This window comes from Pseudomonas sp. IT-P294, from assembly GCF_949767865.1.
Classification (GTDB): domain Bacteria; phylum Pseudomonadota; class Gammaproteobacteria; order Pseudomonadales; family Pseudomonadaceae; genus Aquipseudomonas.
On sequence record NZ_CATKQW010000005.1, the window covers coordinates 62,387 to 82,667 of the forward strand.

The window sequence follows — 20,281 nt, forward strand, 5'->3', positions numbered from 1 at the left end:
TTAGTTGCTGTTACTGCTGCCTTTGTTGTCGACGCGGTAGCCGAAGCTAAAGCCCACGCCCTGGAACAACACCACATCCGCCAATTGCCGCGCGAGGTCACCGGCGCTGGCCAGTTTGGTCTTGGGCACGTACAGCATGTCGTCCGGTTGCAGGTAGGCGATCTGCGACGCATCGCCCGCCAGGGCTTTTTCGACGTCGTAGCGCACGGCCTGCACCTGGTTGCCATTGCGGCGCATGATCATCACCGAATCGAGCCGCGCCTTGGTGTTGCTGCCACGGGCCAGGGTCAGCGCCTCAAGCACCGAGACCGGCCGGCGGATCGGATAGGAACCCGGTTGGCCGACTTCGCCCAGCACATAGATTTCGTTGCCGGCGGTGGACTTGAGCATCACGTCGACGGTCATCCGTCCTGGCAGATTCGCGTAGCGTTGATTGAGGAAGGTTTCCAGTTGATTGACGGTCATGCCTTGCAGCGGCACGGCGCCGATTTCCGGGAAGCTGGCGTAACCGTCGGTGCCCACGGTGATCTCCCGGCTCATGCCGGTAGCGGGGTGGTTGAGGGCGCTTTTGAGGTTGGACTCGTTGCTCAGCGGGCTGATGACCTGCACGGACAGCTGATTGCGATTGGGCTGGAACAGCTGCTTGCGCTGATAGGCGCGCTGGATTTCCTCACGCGCCTGTTCGGAGGTCAGCCCGGCGATTTTCACTGAGGTGTTGGCGCCTGGCAGTTCGATGCTGCCGTCGGGCAGCACCAGTTGATTGCCGTTGAGCTGGCTGGCGGCGGTGAAATTCAGGCCGATCTGGTCACCGGACTGGATGCGGTAGGCATCCGAGCCGCTGGTGCTGATGTGGAAGATCACGTCCAGCACATCCTGGGGCCTCAAGGTCTGTTCGACCTTGGGCATGTCGGTGGCCTGGGCGTTGGCCGGTGAGGCCGTGAGGATATTCACCGGCATGTGCTGGGTTTCGGTAGTGCTGGAGCAACCCGCAAGCGCAAGCGGCAGCAACAGCAGGACAAGCATTTTGGCGTTCATGTCGTCATCCTTTTCTGATTGCTTACAGGTTTTTGTACAGCCACTTGGGCATGTAGTACTTGCGTCGGTTGAACACGCTGCCGACCAGTTTCGCCCCGGCCTGGGTCAAGCGCTGGACGGCCGCCTGAGCCACTTCCCAGCGCGTGTCTTCAGCGCGAACGACCATGATCACGCCGTCCACCTGAGTGCTGATGACCAGGGTGTCGGCGGCGGAATACACCGCGTCGCCGTCGATCACCACAAAGCGGTACTGGCTGCCGAGCTGATCGAGCAGAGGGCCCAGGCGTTCGGCGGTCAGGTGTTCGTTGCCGCGCACATATTTGCCGTTAGGCAGCAGGTGGAACGGCAGGCTGGCGACCTGCAGCACGCAATCTTGCAGCAGTGGCGGACTCTGGGTGTTGAACACCAGGTCGCGGAAACCACGCTCCTTGCTTAACCCAAGCTGCTGCGTGAGGTTGGTTGCCGATTGGCTGGCGTCGATCAACAGCACTTGGCCGCTGCTCATTTGCGCCAGTTGGGTGGCCAGTGCCAGGGCGCTGGTCGTTGTGCCTGCTCCGGGATTGGCGGAGGTCAGGAATAGGATCCGCAGATCTTGATCGAGCACGGTCGAAGTCAGATTGGACTCGCTCGGGTTGGCGATGCTTAGGCTTTTGGCTGATGAACCGTCCATTTAACTCGCTCCGTGGCCGCTAAATACTTTGAAGGGGGTTTTCAACAGGATCTTCAGATCAAGCAAGAGGCTCTGCTCGGCGATATAGCTGAGGTCCAACTCAACGCGCTGGTCGAAGTCGATATTGCTGCGCCCGGAGATCTGCCACAGGCCGGTCATGCCGGGGTAGATGCTCAGGCGTGCAAGGTGATTGTCCTTGTAGCGATAGGCGTTGAACGAGGTTGGCCGAGGGCCCACCAGGCGCATGTCGCCCATGACCACATTGATCAGGTTGGGCAGCTCATCCAGGCTACTGCGCCGCAGGAAGCCGCCGATACCGGTGATGCGCGGGTCCTTGTCGATTTTGAAGTCGATGGCGTCGGCACCGTGTTTGTTCAGGTGACGCAGGGACTCCTTGAGCTCCTCGGCGTTGGCCACCATGGTGCGAAACTTGTACATGCCGAATTTACGGCCGCGGTAACCGGTGCGTTTCTGTACGAACATCACCGGCCCCGGGCTGCTGAACTTGATCGCCAGTGCCAGGCCCAGCAACAAAGGGGAGAGCAGCAGCAGAATCATCAACGCGCCGATGCAGGCGACGACCCGGTTGGTGCGCGACAGCGTCCAGGGCCGACCACCATCGCGACCGGTCATCCAGCCGCGACCCTGCATGTGGATCGCTGTGTCGAGGCGCATTCGGTGCTCGGGGTCCAGGCGCTTGTCTCGGCGCATCTGGTTGATCGGCACACCTTTTTCTAGTCCAGTCATAGAGTCCTCCGCTGAAGATCAGCCGCAAGCGGCGCATGGGCGACAGGCAGTGAGTAGTAATCGCAGAACCAGGCGACGAAGCGCCTGAGTCCTTCATCCAGCTCGATACAAGGCTGAAATCCGGTTGCCTCGGCCAGGTCGCTGGCATCGGCAGAGGTGTTGAGCACATCGCCCGGTTGCAGGGGCAGCAACTCGACGATGGCGCTTTGTCCAAGGTGTTTCTCCAGCAGCGCCAGGTAATGCTTGAGCTCAACCGGGTGTTGGCCGCCGATATTGAAAATCCGCCACGGCGCCATGCTGCTGGCTGGATCCGGTTGTTCACGGTCCCATTGCGCATTGGCCAGCGGTGGGCGATCGATCAGGCGAGCGATGCTTTCGATGATGTCGTCGATGTAGGTGAAGTCGCGCTGATGCTCGCCGTAGTTGAACAACTTCAGTGGCTTGCCTTCGGCAATGGCCCGGGCGAACTGGATGGGCGACATGTCCGGCCGGCCCCAGGGCCCATACACGGTGAAAAAACGCAGGCCTGTGCAAGGAACGCCAAACAGGTGGCTGTAACTGTGGGCCATCAGTTCATTGGCTTTCTTGGTGGCGGCGTACAACGACAACGGGTGGTTGACGCCGTCCTTCACCGAATAAGGGGTGTGCTGGTTGGCGCCGTACACCGAGCTGGAAGAGGCGTAGATCAGGTGCTTGACCGGGTGGTTGCGGCAGCTTTCGAGAATATTGAGGAAACCGTTCAGGTTGCTGTCGAGGTAAGCCCGAGGGTTTTCCAGGGAGTAACGCACCCCGGCCTGGGCCGCGAGGTGAATCACTACTTCGGGTTTTTCACGGACAAACAGGGCTTCGATGGCCGGACCGTCGGCCAGGTCAACCGTTGCGAGCTGGAAATGGCCGGCCTGCTCCCGCACCCAACGCACACGGTCGTGTTTGAGTTGCGGGTCGTAGTAGTCGTTGTAGTTGTCGAGGCCGCACACGTCGTGGCCGTCGCGCATCAGTCGCAATACGCAATGGGCACCAATGAAGCCGGCGGCTCCGGTGACAAGTATCTTCATGGTCGCAGCGCCTCGGGAGCGAGGTGCCGAAGACCAATGTCGCTGTAGTGCAAGCCGGCCGCCGCAACCTGTTCCGGGTTGTACGGGTTGTGATCAGCCTTTATGTTCTCTGCCAGCGTACCGGACAGCCCTGGTTCGCTGATCGTTGGCACGGTTTGTTGCAGTTGCCTGATCGTGTCGGGATCGATATCGACACACAGGACACGGTGCCCGACATCGGTCAGTGCCTCTGCTTTTATCGGGCCAACGTAGCCCGTACCAAATACGCTCACGTCCATATTGGCGTGCCTCGTAAGACGGTGGAAAGATCGGAAATAAGACTGTCAAAAGGGGTATAGCCCAGCATTGGGAAAACGTGTCAGCAAAATGACATGTTGCGCTGCTATAACAGACCCATTTTTGGGGCGTTTTGCCATCAAGTGCTTGCCGCAGCTGGATTTGCCGCGGTTTTGACGGGTTTTTTACATTTACAAGAAAACGATAAACGGTCGTAGGGCATGAAACACGTGGGTTGTAGCCAATAGAGTGTGTCAGATTTGAGTCAACGTTTTTTTGACGCTTTTTAGAAAAGTCCGACATTTCTTGCGCTTTGATGGCCCGGTGCTAGTGTCAAAAAATGGCTGACAATCTATTGGCCAACGACCTGGCGCGAGCACCGGAAAAACTATGATTCGATACTTAAAAGAACTGCTGTTAGTTCTTTATTTGCTCAAGAATTACGACTATTACCTGGAACGCCTTAGTGCAATGGGGGTTGGCTTCGCGGTCGTGCTGTTTGGTGCGATGTTTGTCGTGCTGACAGTGGCGCTGTTCATGACCGCTTACATCCGCCAGACGCTGGTTCGCCACCTGTTTGCCTTGGTGATGTTCGTCTCGGCAGTTTTTTTCGACGTCTATACGCGGGTCACGGCCGATTACCTGACCTACAGCAGTTTCGTGTCGCTGGTGTATTCCGCCGGGTTCATCCAGGACGCGGCGTATCAGTATCGTGACGCACTCATCAGCGGGGTGGTCGGCGGCTTGCTGCTGCTGTTCGGCATCGGGCTCAAGCCGCGTCGGCGGATGCCACTGCCGGGCGCATTGCTGGTTGCAGCGCCGGTGCTTGGGGTGTTGCTGCTCAGTGCGGTGTTATTTGTGCGAGCGGGCGAGGGCGCCCGTGGCCTGCCGATCATGTACACGCCGTTGGCGTATCTGAATCTGTTTACCTATGAAGCCCTGCACAACACCGTTGGCCCGCGTGAGCCGGTGAGCCTGGCGCGCAATGGGCAGGCGGTGGATCACGATATTGTGCTGGTCATCGACGAGAGCATTTCCGGCAACTACCTGGACATCAATGCACCGTTCGGTGTGCACAGCAATCTCAAGGAACCGCGCCCTGGCGTCGAGATCTTCAATTACGGTTATGCCGCCTCCATCGCCAATTGCAGCGCCGACACCAACGTCACATTGCGCTATGGCGGCACCCGCGCCGACTACATGCGCATCAACACCACACAGCCGTCGATCTGGCAGTACGCCAAGAAGGCTGGCCTTCGCACCGTATACATCGACGCCCAGCGCACTGGTGGCAACCTGCAGAACCTGATGAGCGAGACCGAGAAAAAGGACATCGACGAGTTTGTGCAATTCGACCAGACCAGCGTGCGCGATCGCGACATGGCGGCGGCGGCAAAGCTGATCGACTTGCTCAATGACGGCAAACCGGAGCTGGTGGTGATCAACAAGGTCGGCGCGCATTTCCCGGTGCACGATAAATATCCGGACGCGTTCATGGCTTACCGTCCGACGTTGCCGCGAGGGCAGTTTGTCGAGGTTGCGGACACCGGCAAACGCGATGGTTTCAATGGCCAGCCGGATGATTGGATGCTGTATCGCAACGCCTACAAGAACACCGTGCTGTGGAACGTCGGGGAGTTTTTCTCACGGGTGTTCGCCCAGGCGGACATGCGCAATGCGTTGCTGATCTACACCTCCGACCATGGGCAGGACCTGCATGAACGAGGCAATCCCGGATTGAACACGCATTGCGGCGGTGACCCGGTAGAGGAGGAAGGACTGGTGCCGTTGGTGGTGATTCAAGGTGATCAGTTGCGCACCCTCGACTGGCAGAAGTCGCTGGTCGCGAACAAGGATCGCTCCAGTCACTACAACATCTTCCCGACGCTGTTGCAGTTGATGGGGTATGACCTGGCGGGGGTGGAGGCAGTTTATGGCAAACCGTTGAGCGTGCCGACCGCAGACGAGTTCACCTTCAACTATCGGTTCAATGCGCGGCTGGGGGCCAAGCCTGAGTGGAAGCATATTGATCTGAACAGCATTGTGACGCCGTCGCAGGCGCCGACGAGTGTGGCGGCGGGGGAGTGAGGTTCTGATCGACCTCATCGTCTGAGCGCCACGCGCAGGCTCGCGTCGACAAAACCCTGTGGGAACGAGCCTGCTCGCGAAGAACGATAACGCGGTGCCAGTGCTGTCCGCTATCCTAGGCGCACTGACTTCAGCGAGCCTCCCCACATGCTTTCGGTCCAAGGCGTCTTCAAAAGCTACGCCACTGCGCAAGGTCCTTTGCCAGTGCTGCAAGGCATCGACCTCACGCTGAAACCCGGCAGCAGCCTGGCACTGATGGGCGAATCGGGCAGCGGCAAAAGCACGCTGCTGCACTTGATCGCCGGGCTGGACAAGGTCGATCAGGGCAGCATCCGCAGCGGTGAACATCGGTTGGACCAGATGAACGAAGGGCAACTGGCGAACTGGCGGCGAACCGAAATCGGCCTGGTGTTTCAGCAGTTCAACCTGATCGGCAGCCTGCGCGTCGAGGACAACCTGGCGTTTCAGGCGCGTCTGGCAGGACGGCATGATCCGCGCTGGCAGGCTCACCTGGTGCAGCGACTGGGATTGGGCGAGTTGCTGCGGCGCTATCCCGAGCAATTGTCCGGCGGCCAACAACAGCGCGTCGCACTGGGCCGCGCCCTGGCATCACAACCGAAACTGCTGCTGGCCGATGAACCCACCGGCAGTCTCGATGAAGCCACCAGCGATGAAGTCTTGAAGTTGTTGCTGGAACTGCTCGACGACAGCCCGACCACCTTGTTGATGGTCACACACAGCCCCCGCGTGGCTGCACGGCTGGCGGAAAAAGTGGTGTTGCACCATGGCCGTCTGGCTGGCGCGGACGAGCGCTGAGGTGCGCGTTTTTGGTGAGACGCTGCGGGCGCTACTGAGCCATTGGCGACAGCATCCGGTGCAGTTTTTCAGTGTGCTGACCGGGCTCTGGCTCGCCACCAGTCTGCTGACCGGTGTGCAGGCGTTGAACAGCCAGGCGCGGGAAAGTTACGCGCGGGCCAGTCAATTGATCGGTGGCGAGCCGCAAGCCAGCCTCAGTGCGCCGGGCGGCGGGACTTTTCCTCAGGCGCTGTTTGTGGATTTGCGGCGGGCCGGTTGGCCGGTGTCGCCGGTGCTGCAAGGCCGATTGATCCTGAAGGGCCACGAAGATCAGCGATTGCAACTGATGGGCATCGAACCGGTGTCGCTGCCGGCCGGGTCTGCCGTGGCGGGGCGGGCGTTGGCCATTGAGCAGATCGTGGCGTTTTTCAGTCCGCCGGGCAGCACCTGGATTTCCCCGCAAAGCTTGCAGGCGCTGGGCTTGCACGAAGGCGATCAGCCCGTGAGCGTGAGTGGTGCGGCAATGCCGCCGCTTCATGTGCAAACCGACATGGCGCCCGGCGTGCTGTTGGTGGACATCGGCTTCGCCCAGCAGATTCTGGGCCTGCCGGATCAACTCTCACGCCTGCTGTTGCCGAAGGATTTCAACGCGGCATTACCTGATAAATACAAGGGGCTGTTGCAGCTCAAAACCAGCGGTGAAGAAAACAACCTTTCGCGCCTGACCGAGAGCTTTCACCTGAACCTCGATGCCTTGGGGTTTCTGTCCTTCGTGGTCGGCTTGTTCATCGTTCACGCGGCCATCGGTCTGGCGCTGGAGCAACGCCGAGGACTGCTCAGAACGCTGCGCGCCTGTGGTGTCAGCGCACGCCTGTTGATCGCGGGCCTCGCCGTCGAATTAGGTGCGCTGGCGTTGATCGGCGGCCTCGCCGGCGTCGTCAGCGGTTATCTGTTGGCCAGCGTGTTGCTGCCGGACGTCGCCGCCAGCCTGCGCGGTTTGTATGGCGCCGAAGTGGCGGGGCAGTTGAGCCTCAGTCCCTGGTGGTGGTTCAGCGGTGTCGGCCTGAGTGTGCTCGGTGCGTTGCTGGCCGGGGCCAATAGTCTGTTGCGGGCGGCGCGTCTGCCGTTGCTGGCGCTGGCCGATCCGCAAGCCTGGCATCAGGCTCACGCGCGCTGGTTGCGCCGCCAGGGATGGGTCGCATCAATTGCCGCAGTCATCGCACTCAGCGCCTTGATCTGGGGTGACAGTCTGGCCAGCGGATTTGTGCTGATGGCAGCGTTATTGATCGGCGCGGCACTGGCCCTGCCGGTGGTGCTCAATGCCTTTTTAAACCTGGCGTTGAGCCGCAGCCACTCGGTGCTCGGTCAATGGTTCGTCGCCGATTGCCGCCAGCAATTGCCCGCGCTGAGCCTGGCCCTGATGGCGTTGCTGTTGGCGCTGGCGGCAAACATTGGTGCCGGCAGCATGACCGCCGGATTCCGTCAGACCTTCAGCGACTGGCTCGAACAACGGCTGACCGCCGAGCTCTACATCAACCCGCTGAACCCGTCCCAGTCCCGAGAGCTGAACACCTGGCTCAAACAGCAGCCTTCACTGACCGCCGTACTGCCCAACTGGCAGGTGTCGATCCAGTTGCAGGGCTGGCCGGCGGATCTTTTCGGGGTAATCGATCACCCGACCTATCGCCAGCATTGGCCGTTGCTGGAGTCTTTGGACGACAATCCGTGGGATCACTTGGCCAAGGACGATGCGGTGATGCTCAGCGAGCAACTGGCGCGGCGCTTGAAAGTGCATCTGGGCGATCACCTGACCATCCCAACATCGGGCGGGCCGTGGTCGCCACGGATCGTCGGGATCTACGCCGACTACGGCAATCCCAAAGGCCACATCCTGGCGAACGTCGATCACCTGCTGCGCGGCTGGCCGCAACTCACGCCCAATCGTTTCAACTTACGCATCGAACCGGCGTTGATCCCCGGGTTCCTGAAAACGCTGCAGTCACGCTTCGCCCTGGACGACAGTCGCATTGTTGATCAGGCACGGCTCAAGGGTTGGTCCACGCAAGTGTTCGAACGCACCTTCGCCGCCACCGCCGCGCTCAACAGCCTGACCCTGGCGGTTGCCGGCGTGGCGCTGTTCATCAGCCTGCTGACCCAGAGCCAGAGCCGCCTCGGACAACTCGCGCCGTTGTGGGCACTGGGCGTGACCCGGCGGCAATTGATGCTGCTCAACCTCGGGCAAACCTGGCTGCTGGCGGTGCTGACGCTGGTGCTGGCGTTGCCGTTGGGCATCGCGTTGGCGTGGTGCCTGGATGCGGTGATCAACGTGCAGGCGTTTGGCTGGCGACTGCCACTGCGGGTGTTTCCGCTGCAGTTGTTGCAATTGATGGGGCTGGCATTGCTCGCGACGTTGCTGGCGTCGGCGTGGCCGCTGTATTCGCTGTATCGCACGCAACCGGCGGACCTGCTGAGGACCTTTGCGCATGAGGATTAAGGTCGGCTTGTTGTTACTGACATGGTTAGTGGCGTTGTTGAGCGGCTGCGATAACCCGGTGCCCGCCGAGAAAGGTTTTGCCGGCCTCGGTGGCGAGGCTTCGGTATTCACCCCCGTGGTGCCCGGTCGGGTCTTCAGCTTCCCGGCGGATCATGGGCCGCATGACGGCTTTCGCATTGAATGGTGGTACGTCACGGCCAACCTCAAGGATGAGCAGGGCCGCGAGTTCGGCGTGCAATGGACGTTGTTTCGCAGCGCGCTGAAGGCCGTTACGGAGCAGCCAGGGTGGGGCAATCAGACCATTTGGCTGGGGCATGCGGCGGTGACTTCGGCGACGGTCCATCACGCGGCCGAACGTTATGCCCGTGGCGGCGTTGGTCAGGCGGGGGTGAGTGTCGCGCCCTTTAATGCGTGGATCGATGATTGGCAGTTCAGCAGCCAAGGTTCCGATGCCTTGGCGGATCTGCAGCTGAGTGCCCGGGACAAGGATTTCAGCTATCAATTGCGGCTCACATCGACACGTCCGCTGGTGCTTCAAGGGGATAAGGGCTTCAGTCAAAAATCCGAACAAGGACAGGCGTCGTACTACTACAGTCAGCCGTTTTTTCAGGCCAGTGGCGCGTTGGTCATTGACGGCAAGACCTATCAAGTCAGCGGCCCGGCCTGGCTCGACCGCGAGTGGAGCAGCCAGCCGCTGACCGCCAATCAAACCGGTTGGGACTGGTTCTCCCTGCACCTGGACAGCGGCGAACAGGTGATGCTCTACCGCATGCGGCAAAAGGACGGCGCGCCTTACCTGACCGGCACCTGGATCGACGCCCAGGGCCAAACAGAATTGCTGCACGCCGACGACATCATCCTTACCCCGCAAGACACCGCCAACGTTGCCGGACGTTCGATGCCGGTACGCTGGTCGATCAAAATCCCCGGCAAACACCTCGATATCACCATCAATGCCCTCAATCCCAAGGCGTGGATGGATTTGCGCATTCCGTATTGGGAAGGCCCGGTGCAATTCAGCGGTGGCACGGGCTACCTTGAAATGACCGGATATTGAGGCGGAACTCTCGCTCGGGCGACAGCCTCCTACGTTTAGAAACCTGTCCACTGGAGCCCGTCATGAGCGAAGACCTCAAACCACCTGACCTTGATGCCTGGCAGCGCCTGTTCGAAGACAAGGCCTACTGGCAGCAATCCCCCGACGCCCATTACAGCGAATTGCTGCGGGTGGCCGATGACTTGCTGGGGCAGGGCGCCATCGACCTCGGACAGTGGCAGGCCTTGAAGGCCAAGGCCGAACAATCCCACAAAGACTCGCCCGACGTGAATGTCGCCCAAGAGGTTGACGATCCCGACGCCTGAGGAGATCCGCCATGAACCCCACCGAGACAGAACACCCCGACGAACCACGCCCACCGGGCGAAGTCGAACGCGACAACGACGCCCTGCGCCCCACCGACCCGACCCGACGCAGGGACAGCGGCAAAGGCACAGAAAGCGGCGAATCCACCGCGCAAGAAACTGCGAACACGCCCTGATCAGCGTCTATGCTGATTTGCACAGACAGCACTGACCCAAGGGCCAGAGCCGTCTGCTGCCATCCATCACAGGGAATGTATCGCCTATGAAACTCCACGCACTGACCAAAGCCATCACCCTGGCAACCCTGCTGTCCACCGCCAGCCTCAGCGCCATGGCGGCGGAGATCCCGCTATCTGCCGTTGTGGAGGCAGATCAAGTCACCACCAAAGTGGTCTCGGTCGACGCTGCCGCCCACCAAGTCGTCCTGGAAGGACCTGAAGGCAATCAGGTTCATGTGCAACTGACGGACAAGGCAAAAAATCTCGGCAAGCTGAAAGTCGGCGATCAAGTTAACGTCAAAGTCACCCGCTCCATCGCGGCCTCCCTCGACACCGATATCGACAAAGGCCTGCCAGGCACCGTCGAACGCGCCGGCGAAGCCCGCGCCGCCCCAGGCAGCGACAACCCGGGCGGCGAAGCCTACCGTCAGGTACGAGTCCAGCTGAAAATCACCAAAATAGATGTGAAGAAACACAAGGTCACCTTCCAAAACCCCGCCGGCCAGTCCAAAACCGTTGATGTCGTAAGACCCGAAATACAAGAGAAATTGAAAGACCTGAAAGTTGGCCAGAGTGTCATCGTGACCTACACCGACACACTGAAAGTGACCAGCAAACACTGAAGTTGAGTATTAGCTCTAGAGATTGATTGTTCTTGTACAGATTTTTTGTATAAGAACAATCAGTTTTAATGGTCGAACTGGTGGGTTTGGAAAGTTTGTAAATAATATTTGGAACGACATTTAATAAAAGTTGTATCGATAAAATTCATGATTATGTGTGCGGACAACTTCCGTAACTTCTATTAAAATGCTTCCCGTTCGCCCAGTGGCAGGGCTCTTTACCGGTGCATGGATTGCCAAGGCCATTACACTGGGCGAACACCTTCTTGGGGCGCGGTATGTGCCTGTCGTTTGATCTTGTTTTTCTGCACAAAAAAGCCATCAATCAAAAAGCTGACCGGTTAGTCGATAATCGGGGTGGTTATTGTGTTGGGGTGATAATTTGTTTTTTTGTATTTGGGGGGACTGATTCGGGCGCGTGGATGTGTGGTAGGGGAAGGGCTGTCATTTGTGTGAGGCACGTAGCGGTGTTGGCGGTGGTGTATCTGTCCTGAGCTATCCCGTTCGCTCGTTGGTGAAGCACTCGCCGTTTTCTGTTGCGAAAATAAATTCGTCCAATTTTTGGCTATATAATTAGGCTGAGTTGTCATTGTAGTAAGCTTTTATATTTGTCATAAAAATTCTTTTCGCCACGCAGTCAAGTGTGCAATAACTATTGATTTCTATATGTATGTCATTGTAGGTTTCATTGTTATTGACTTCTATATGTATGGGGCCATAAAAGCTAAAATTTGAAATTTTGACATCGCTTATTTCGTTCAATAATATCTCAAATTCATACTCGTTGTGCCCGTTGCGTAGCCATTTTTCTGGACATGTATTTTCTTCTATGGGAGCGTACACCTTAAGTGTTATAGAGTTGTCCTTGAAGATCGCGTAAGAGATGTTAAGACTTTTAGGTGTGTATTTATCCCCGAAAACAGAAATCCATTGACTTTTGTCGGATATTAAAGAAGTCCACATCTTTTATTTACTCATTTAAGACACGCAAAAAAGAAAGAAACAAGGGACGCCCGTTTGCCGGTTTCAGTCTAGCGGATATTCACAAGTCCAAGGTGGTGTGAACAGTTCTGGGTTTATGTTGTTCTGCTGAAGAAAGACATTTATGTCCTCTTCAGACTCCAGTGTTTGACACTTTATGATTGTGGTGTCGCTGCTACCAATACTATCTCTTGTTTCAAGTATGTGCTTGGGAATGGTAAATTCTATTGCGACAAATTTTGAGTTTTTTGAATCTTCCAAAAAATTGTAATAGCGTTCTCCGGGGTATCTATCCACGAATTTCAAGTGGTATACCGCGTATATGGCCACCCACCTGCGCAAGTACTCGTAATTTGCAGGGAGTTCTTGCGCGATTTCCGTATAAGAATTCGCTTTCAGCCCCCACCAAACTTTTCGCGGGATGGTTTTCTTATTGCTCATATTTGTCCATTAAACTGGTCCGGGCGATATTTTCGAGATTTTCATATTCCGTGGGAGTGTAGTTGTAGTGTAAGTGATCAATAGCAGGAAAGTTTGGTAAAAAATATGCAGGTGTTGCTCTATCGTGGTGTCAATTCTTAAGCATATAGGATTCAATTTTCTCAATAAATTCCTCTTTGTTCTTTGTTCTTTGTTTTGAAGTCTCCTAAAAAAACCTCGGATTTTTTTACTGGCAGACCTATTTGGTCATATTTAATTGTTAGAAATTCAATAATAAATTCCCCGTCTGGATCCCCCTCGGGCTCAACCCTGGCGTCAAAGCAATGACCAGTACTTCTTCTAACTCCTCCTAGAAGAACTGAGCTGCTGAACCATTCTGCAGTTTCTTTAGTAAGCTCTACTTCAAATAAATTATTGATTGTAATTGTCCAGCCGCTTGGTACCCGAATTGGCTGTAGTTTATATTTTAATGTGGAATTCATGTTATTTGGTCTTTTCCATGTATTTTTGAACTTGCTTCGGGGCGGCTGGGATTCGAATGCTGGAGCAGCGGACGCAGCTCGAACTTTCGAAAAGCCTTGGAGAGACTTGATCACGCATTGCGAACCGAGGTGCATCAACAAGCTCAGACGTTGCGGTAGATTTGTGGGGATTCCTCTGGACGAGTTTATTTTCTGTAGTGAAAAATAAATCCATCCTTTGGGTATTCTTAGTCTAGCGGGTATTCGCATGTCCAAGGCGGAATGAATAACTCTGGATCAATACTGTTTTGTTGAAGAAATCTATTAATGTCTTCTTCGGTTTTAAGAGTCACACATTTGGATATTGTAATGTCACTATCGTCAATGCTGTCTCTGGTTTCAAGTACGTGCCGTGGAATGCTGAATTCGACGGCGACATAATTGGAGTCTTTTGCGCTTTCTAAGAAATCGTAGAACAATCGAGTTGGGCATCGATTTATAAAGTCGATTTGATACGCCGCATATATGGCAATCCACTTGCGCAATAGATTGTTTGTATCCGGCAATTCCTGTGCAATCTCAAGATAAGATTTGCTTTCAAGACCATGCCAGACTTTCCTTGGTATGATTTTTGGCTTGTTCATTATTGTCCCGCGAAAGGTTAGGCCAATAGATACAAAAAAGAGGGGGGTTTGTTTCTGTTGTGAGAATAAATCCGTACCATTTTATCTACATTTCCTTTTTTTAGTTTTTCTTCGTTTTTTTTTTTTTTTTTTTTGACAAAAAAAGGGGCAGATTTATTTTTTGTTATGGAAATAAGTCCACTCCAGTATCCACTTTTGCACATTTATTCCAAATAATTACAATGGGTATTCACAACGCCAAGGAGGAGTGAAAAGCGCTGGATCTATCCGGTATGTTTCTAAAAGGCTATTGATTTCTTCTTCTGAATTCATTTTTTCATAATTTAATATTTTGATGTCGCGGTCATCTATGCCATCGCTAGTATTGATAGTTTCAACTGGAATAGAGAATATGATCATTGCATACCGGGAGCTTTTTGCGTTGTTTATAAAGTCATAGTAGCGAAAAGGGTCGATCGAGGAAAAATCATATTTATAAATTGCGTATATCGCAGCCCATTTACGTAACAGTGGGTCTTCAGATGCTAATTCTTGTGCAATCGAATCGTAACCCTTGCCGTCAAGGCCATACCAAACACTTCGTGGGATAAGCTTTTGGTTGTTCATTTTTGCCCCTCGAATGAATTCGGCCAGTAAATGCGGATTACTTTGCCGTCTTTAGGATGAAGTTGCAAATGAGGTAGTGCTGCGTGCGGATCTGTAGGGCTATGGTTTGCCATGTAGACTTTTCTGGTTTCAATGTTGGATACTAGGGTGTCATCCCAGTGGTAGTACGACTCTTTCCCTTGCGGAGTGGAAAAATAGTCTTTAGCAGTTACTGAGTTAAATTCTTCGGCATTTCTATAACCCTCTCCGACGTACCTACCTCTGAAGAGCTCTTCAGCCTCGGCTCTATTATTGACAGTAACATCTTTTGCACCTCGATCGAGTTGATCGGAAGCTCTCTTGACGGTCGGGCTAGACCAACTAACCTCGGGCGCTGGTGGCTCCTTAGTATCAACCTTAGCTTTACCTGCAGGATTTACCGTAGGATCTTGGCTGCCCCCGGCGCCAGGACACCCATTCAACCCCAACGGATCCACCCACCCCGTAGGGTTAGGCACGTACTGGTAGTTGTTCAACCCACCCGCAAGCTTGATCGGATCCGGCGTCAAAAACCGCCCGGTCCCCGGATTGTAGTAGCGATGCCGGTTGTAATGTAAGCCCGTCTCCGCGTCGAAGTACTGCCCCTGAAAGCGCAACGGGTTGTCGATTTCAGCCACGTCGAGGGCGGCGAGGTTGCCGTAGGCGCGATACTTGGCCGACCACATGATCTCGCCGCTGTAATCGGTGAGTTCCTGCGGCGTACCAAGGTGGTCGAGTTGGTAGTAAAACGGCGTGGCTTTCAGTGGGCCTTCACCGTCGAGCATCGCCAATGGACGGAAGCTGCCCGGCTCATAGATGTAAGTGCGATAGCGGTTGTCTGCACTTTCGGCGATCAGGCGTTCACCTTGCCACAGGAATTCAGTAGTGCTGCCGTCGACGGTTTTTTCGATGCGGCGGCCGAAGGCGTCGTATTTGTAGGTCGCAACGCTGCCACCCGGCAGGCTGGCGCCGATCAAGCGGTGTTGGCAGTCGTAGCGGTATTCGGTGACGAGTTTCTGCCCGGTGCCGCGACGTTCGCGGGTCAGGTTGCCGTAGGCGTCGTAGTCGTAGTGGCGGTCGCCCTGCATCAGCAGGCGGTTGCCTTTGACGTTGGCCAGGTTCGCGGCGGGTTGATCTCCTTGGCCCAGCAAGTTGCCGGCCGGGTCGTGGGCGAAGCTTTCCGGGGTGCTGCCGCGAACGTTGATCAGACGATCAAGTGGATCGTAGTGGAAGCTGCGGTTGCCTTTGCGGCTGTCATCGATGCCGGCGAGGTTGCCATTGGCGTCGTAGGCGTAACGACGGCGGAATAAGTTGCGATCTTTCTGGCTGACGCTGTGTGCTTGCAGGCGGCCTTGGTCGTCGTATTGGTATTGGCTCAGCAACAGGCCTTGTTGGCGCTGTAGTTCCTGACCGGCGCTGAACTGGTGGGTGGTCAGGCGCGAACCGTTGAGGTCGATGCTGCTTAGTTGACCGCCGCGTTGATGGTGGTAATCGAGTTTGCTGCCGTCCGGCAGGCGGCAGTGTTTGAGTTGACCGACCGTGTCGTATTCGTAGCGCAGAGTGCCCCAGCCTTGGTGTTCGGTGATGAGGCGATCCTGCAAGTCGTATTCGTAGGCGAGCGGCCAGTTGCCGTCATCGACGTTTACGAGGCGGCCAAAGGCGTCGTAGCTGTAGTGAATTTCCTCACCATCGGCCAGGGTTTTCACCAGCAAGCGGCCAGCGGCGTCGCGTTGGTATGCGGTAATCAGTTCGCTGCCGTCATCACCGAATTCGGTTTTCTTCAGCAACTGACCGTTGAGGTCGTATTCATAAGCCGTGCGACGACCGTCGAATCCGGTTTCCTGCTGGATCAGGCCGTTGGCGTAGTAATCAAGGTGATACTGCTCGCCACGTTCGTTTTCGATCTCGGTCAACAACAAGCGTGAATTGTCGTAGCGGTAGCGCAACTGGCTGCCGTCCGGGTTGATCCGTCGGCTGACGAGGTGTAGGCCATCGGCATATTCGTAGCGGGTGATGCGACCCAATTCATCGCGCTCGGCGGTGACTTTGCCGTAGGCGTTGTAGGTGAACGCTCGGGTAGCGCCGCCTGGCAGGGTGACCAGTGCGAGGCGATTGGCGGCGTCCCATTGATAGTGGGTGATCGCGCCGGTTTCTTCCTGGCGGGTGATCTGCCTGCCCAAGGCGTCGTAACGATATTTGCGCTGGCCGCCGTCGGGCAGGCTTTCTTCCAGCAGTTGACCGAGGTTGTTCCAGCCTAATTGATGGCGGCTGCCATCGGGGTGGCGGATTTCCAGCAGACGGCCCTGACGGTCGTAGCTGTAGAGGGTGGCGTTGCCGTCGGGGTCGACCTGTTGAGTGATGTCGCCCTGATTGTTGCGTTGATATTTCCACGTGGCTTTGCCGCGATGAACATCACTGACGAATCCATTGCTGTATTCATAAGTGACAGGTTCATCTTCCGGAGGAATAACGGCCGTCATCAAGCCGTCTTCGTCGTACCGGTATTCGGTCACAGCGCCCAACGGATCTTTTTCCGCGATCAGTTGGCCTTTTTCGTCATAGGCCTTGAGGTGTTCAGCGCCATCGGGGTCGATTTTGCTGACCAACCGCGCCTTATCGTCGTGGGTGTAAACCTCTTCGCTGCCATCGGCGTTGGTAACGGTCACGCTGCCTTTATCGTCCCAGACGTAGTGCGCTTCCATCTGCGAGAAACTCGCCCAGTGATGAACGCAACGCGCCAGTTTGCCTTCGTTCTCCCACTCCCAGAAGAAACTGGCGCCACCCGCCAGTTGCCGTTCAAGAATCACGTGTTGATCGTTGTAGCGATAGCGTTCGGCTTCACCGGCCGCGTTTTTCGCTTCGATCAGGCGATGCTGCTCGTCATAGCTATAGGTAACCAACGTCTGGACGGTGTTCCAGGCGTCTTCCAGATTGTCTGCCGGAAGGAACTGTTGATAGTCGACGGCGACAATGTGCTTGCGGTCATAACGCAGGAGGAGGGCGCGACCGGCACCGTTGTCGAGGCGCTTTATCCGCCCATGGATATCACGAGTGATGTGCAACCGGTTGCCATAGCTATCGCTGATGGCAATCAAGGTTGCGCCTTTGCTGTTGAAGCGGAAGTGGTAGAACGAGGGGCGGTTTCCGGCCTGCGCCAGAACAAGCTCCGACGGATCGTCACCGATGAAAATCGCAGCCCGAGACAGGCTGTTGGTAATAGCGGGGCGTTGTTGGCTCGGCAGCGGGAACGGCGTGGCACGGTTTTCGTGGTCGGTCCAGATGACTTCGTCACCGTTGATTTCGATCCGGTGTGCCAGCGCATGGCTCCAGCCGTAACCCAAACCGCAATCGATCTCCACGGCGCTGGTTCGGTACAGGCGTGTCCACTCAAACGGCAGCAGACCGTCGAGTTGGCCATCGCTCAACGTCAACAACTCTTCGCCAGTGACCATCGAAACGGGACATTTGTCGGTACAGGTTTTCGCGGCAGGCTCGGCGCTCTGGTTGGCAGGCGTCTTTGCTTGTCTGGAAACGTCATCACCGACTTTGCTCTTGCCCAGTTTCGCGTTTTTCTTCCCGTCAAACCGCAACTGCGCCAAACCACTCTTCACCTGAGCCGTCACACCACGCGCCGCAACCGCCGTGTATTTCGTGACGTATTCCATGAAGCCTTTGATGATCTTGAACACCGACTCCACAAAGCCTGTCACTGCCTTGATGATGATTTCGCCGTACTTCTTCAACCGTGCCGCGAGGTAAATGACGCCAGTGCCTTCCGCTGCGATGGTCAGCACGATCGAGATGACGATGTCGATGGCGATTCCGACGACCGCCGCCGTGGTCATTTTTGCGACGTCGCCAGCCATCTTCATCGGCGGCAGGCCCGCCAGCCAGATAACGGCGCTGCGCACCATCAGGAACAGGGCGGCCTCGTCGCTGGCCAGCAACATGGCCTTTTTCATGACGTCGGGCGTTTGTTTGGCGAGATCGATCAGTTTCTGAGTGCCGGCACCAAGGTCTTTCGCAAACTTGCCAGGGTCTTGCAGGATATCCAGCACCAGACTGATGCCGTCCCAGACGCCTTTTATCGCTTCCCAGCCGCCTTCAAGGATGCCGTTGCCGACAGCCATCGCGGTACCGGAAGCCGACACATTTGACCATTGCGGTTTGAAACCGGCCCACTCCTTACGCAGGAAACCTTCCAGGTCGGCGGTGAGACCACCGTAGGAATTGAATAGCGTATCGATCTGCGCCGGTGTCACTTCGTTGTGAACGCGGATCTTGTAGAACTTGCCCGGAACACCACCTGTCCAGGCCGCTTTGCCTTGAGCATCCAGCTTGACCTTGCTGATCGCGCCGCCTTCAACCGCAACGATTTCGACTTCGATATCGCCTAACGGGATGTCGTAAACCGATTCGAATTTGCTCTCGATCAGCAACGGCCCCTTGAGCGGACACTGGGCGACGTTTGAGGTGAAGTCACCGTCAGTCGTGCTCACTGATTTGCTGGTGTTGCCAACCTTAATCACTCGTTCCATGCCAAGCAGGGAGGGCAGGTCGGCGGCGCGGCTGCCTTTATCGGCGACTTTCGCGTACCAGGTTTTGGTTTGTTCCTGATACAGCTTCAAGCTGTCCTTGAACGTACTCAGTTGGTTATCAACGTAGGCAACGCGATCCATCAGCCTTGCTCCAGAATCAGGTGGTTTAACAGTGCTTCATTAAGGTTTTTCGGGGCATCCGGGCGGCGCACGAAACGTGCGATTTTCAGCTTCAGGTTGCTCTCGGGGTAAGCGGCGTAGAGGTCTGGACGTTCAACTTCCAGCCACTGCATCAGGTTGCCGACCAGGGTTGACGGGTTCTTCTTCGCCAAGCCATCAAGCAACTCCTTCGGCACCTCCCACCAAGGCCAATCCTTCGCCTTCGGCACCACTCGCGGCCCAACGTCCAACCGTTTCCCATTAATCAGATACCGATCAAACACCGGCAGCACTTCACCCGCCGCATCACCCAATCCTTCCAGAATCGGATAAATATGCCGCCCATCCCAGAACCGGAAAAACACTTCGGTGCCGTCGGGCATGCGCACTTGGGTCAGGCTGCGAAGGTGTTCGAACACCACATCGGGCGAGCTGGTTGAAACCGCCAGCCAACCCCAGTCCTGCGCATCCGTCTCGGCAATCCATTGCAGAAAACCGGAGTTGGGATTCAACTCGACGAGGTAGGGCATGACCTGTTGCCAGCCCGCGTAGGGGGTGCCCCCCCAGATTGGCGTCGCCTGAGTCGTGGGATCGTTCTGATAAAGCGTCTTGAGCGCTTCGGCATCGCTGGCGGCGCTGACGATCAGGTACAGACGGTCCCCCGAACTCAGGGGGGATTCGGATAGCCATATCTGTGGGGTGATGTTTTCAGATGTCACAACTGTCGTCCTTGATGAGTGAATCTAAAAACTCATGTCAGCTTCAATATTTTCTTCGTAAGTGGAGAGCAACTTCTCAACGCTTTCGTTTCCAGAGTATTTTTCTTTCAGCTGCTTCAGCTTCTGGTCCGTACCCTTGCAGTATTTATTGATATCGCTGATGACTCGATCGAGATTCCCTGGATCGGCAGGATCCGGTTCAGGAATATCGCCGCGTAGAGAGTCACAGTTGTCTCTGCTTTGGATGTAGCTGGAGACGTCTGTCGGTACTGAGCCATCGCTTTCCGCTGCGCAAGAAATCAACGGCAAGGTCAGTGCAGCAAGTAACAAATAAGGCGTTATTTTGTGCAT

The 20,281-nt window shown here is 56.1% G+C and carries 17 protein-coding genes and 1 pseudogene; 7 read left to right on the top strand and 11 right to left on the bottom strand.

Annotation, left to right across the window (positions count from 1 at the left end; genetic code table 11):
* The 5 genes and pseudogenes from ACM6I0_RS04375 to ACM6I0_RS04395 all read right to left on the bottom strand — a co-directional run.
* Positions 1-1,035 carry a polysaccharide biosynthesis/export family protein gene (locus ACM6I0_RS04375; RefSeq protein WP_285435374.1) on the bottom strand — a complete coding sequence of 345 codons (1,035 nt, stop codon included), beginning with the start codon at positions 1,033-1,035 and terminating at the stop codon, positions 1-3.
* A gap of 22 nt (positions 1,036-1,057) precedes the next feature.
* Positions 1,058-1,705 carry a CpsD/CapB family tyrosine-protein kinase gene (locus ACM6I0_RS04380; RefSeq protein ID WP_090182736.1) on the bottom strand — a complete coding sequence of 216 codons (648 nt, stop codon included), beginning with the start codon at positions 1,703-1,705 and terminating at the stop codon, positions 1,058-1,060.
* Positions 1,706-2,452, bottom strand: coding sequence for a sugar transferase (locus tag ACM6I0_RS04385; RefSeq protein WP_285435376.1), 747 nt, complete (start codon positions 2,450-2,452; stop codon positions 1,706-1,708).
* Entirely contained in the window at positions 2,449-3,507 is a 1,059-nt protein-coding gene (locus tag ACM6I0_RS04390) for an NAD-dependent epimerase (protein WP_414921557.1), read from the bottom strand. Before ACM6I0_RS04390 ends, ACM6I0_RS04385 begins: the two co-directional genes overlap by 4 nt.
* A gap of 95 nt (positions 3,508-3,602) precedes the next feature.
* Positions 3,603-3,785, bottom strand: a pseudogene (locus ACM6I0_RS04395) (UDP-glucose 6-dehydrogenase); the annotation flags it as partial.
* Positions 3,786-4,173: 388 nt separating this feature from the next.
* Between ACM6I0_RS04395 and ACM6I0_RS04400 the strand changes: the two are divergent.
* From ACM6I0_RS04400 to ACM6I0_RS04430, 7 genes are all read left to right on the top strand, one after another.
* Positions 4,174-5,871, top strand: a complete 1,698-nt coding sequence (locus ACM6I0_RS04400; protein ID WP_414921558.1) for a sulfatase-like hydrolase/transferase — start codon at positions 4,174-4,176, stop codon at positions 5,869-5,871.
* 147 nt (positions 5,872-6,018) lie between these two features.
* Positions 6,019-6,687 (top strand): ABC transporter ATP-binding protein, encoded by a 669-nt coding sequence (locus tag ACM6I0_RS04405; protein ID WP_285435379.1) that lies wholly within the window; start codon positions 6,019-6,021, stop codon positions 6,685-6,687.
* 1 nt (position 6,688) lies between these two features.
* The gene (locus ACM6I0_RS04410) at positions 6,689-9,160 is read left to right on the top strand and encodes an ABC transporter permease (protein WP_414921615.1); all 2,472 of its coding nucleotides are present in this window, start codon (positions 6,689-6,691) and stop codon (positions 9,158-9,160) included.
* Positions 9,150-10,217, top strand: a complete 1,068-nt coding sequence (locus ACM6I0_RS04415; protein ID WP_414921559.1) for a lipocalin-like domain-containing protein — start codon at positions 9,150-9,152, stop codon at positions 10,215-10,217. The genes ACM6I0_RS04410 and ACM6I0_RS04415 overlap by 11 nt, the downstream gene beginning before the upstream one ends.
* 62 nt (positions 10,218-10,279) lie before the next feature.
* Positions 10,280-10,522: a hypothetical protein gene (locus ACM6I0_RS04420; RefSeq protein ID WP_414921560.1), complete on the top strand. Its 243-nt coding sequence runs from the start codon at positions 10,280-10,282 to the stop codon at positions 10,520-10,522.
* 11 nt (positions 10,523-10,533) lie between these two features.
* The gene (locus ACM6I0_RS04425; protein WP_414921561.1) at positions 10,534-10,698 is read left to right on the top strand and encodes a hypothetical protein; all 165 of its coding nucleotides are present in this window, start codon (positions 10,534-10,536) and stop codon (positions 10,696-10,698) included.
* A gap of 86 nt (positions 10,699-10,784) precedes the next feature.
* Positions 10,785-11,363, top strand: a complete 579-nt coding sequence (locus ACM6I0_RS04430) for a hypothetical protein (protein ID WP_414921562.1) — start codon at positions 10,785-10,787, stop codon at positions 11,361-11,363.
* A gap of 573 nt (positions 11,364-11,936) precedes the next feature.
* On the opposite strand, the gene ACM6I0_RS04435 is transcribed toward ACM6I0_RS04430, so the two are convergent.
* The 6 genes from ACM6I0_RS04435 to ACM6I0_RS04460 all read right to left on the bottom strand — a co-directional run bounded on the left by ACM6I0_RS04435 (position 11,937) and on the right by ACM6I0_RS04460 (position 20,281).
* Positions 11,937-12,326, bottom strand: a complete 390-nt coding sequence (locus ACM6I0_RS04435) for an Imm50 family immunity protein (protein WP_414921563.1) — start codon at positions 12,324-12,326, stop codon at positions 11,937-11,939.
* A gap of 620 nt (positions 12,327-12,946) precedes the next feature.
* Positions 12,947-13,267 carry a hypothetical protein gene (locus tag ACM6I0_RS04440; protein WP_414921564.1) on the bottom strand — a complete coding sequence of 107 codons (321 nt, stop codon included), beginning with the start codon at positions 13,265-13,267 and terminating at the stop codon, positions 12,947-12,949.
* Positions 13,268-14,106: 839 nt separating this feature from the next.
* The gene (locus ACM6I0_RS04445; protein ID WP_285435386.1) at positions 14,107-14,496 is read right to left on the bottom strand and encodes a hypothetical protein; all 390 of its coding nucleotides are present in this window, start codon (positions 14,494-14,496) and stop codon (positions 14,107-14,109) included.
* Positions 14,493-19,193: an RHS repeat-associated core domain-containing protein gene (locus tag ACM6I0_RS04450; protein ID WP_414921565.1), complete on the bottom strand. Its 4,701-nt coding sequence runs from the start codon at positions 19,191-19,193 to the stop codon at positions 14,493-14,495. Before ACM6I0_RS04450 ends, ACM6I0_RS04445 begins: the two co-directional genes overlap by 4 nt.
* Positions 19,193-19,930: a DUF4123 domain-containing protein gene (locus tag ACM6I0_RS04455; RefSeq protein WP_414921566.1), complete on the bottom strand. Its 738-nt coding sequence runs from the start codon at positions 19,928-19,930 to the stop codon at positions 19,193-19,195. Before ACM6I0_RS04455 ends, ACM6I0_RS04450 begins: the two co-directional genes overlap by 1 nt.
* Positions 19,931-19,954: 24 nt before the next feature.
* The gene (locus ACM6I0_RS04460; RefSeq protein ID WP_285435390.1) at positions 19,955-20,281 is read right to left on the bottom strand and encodes a hypothetical protein; all 327 of its coding nucleotides are present in this window, start codon (positions 20,279-20,281) and stop codon (positions 19,955-19,957) included.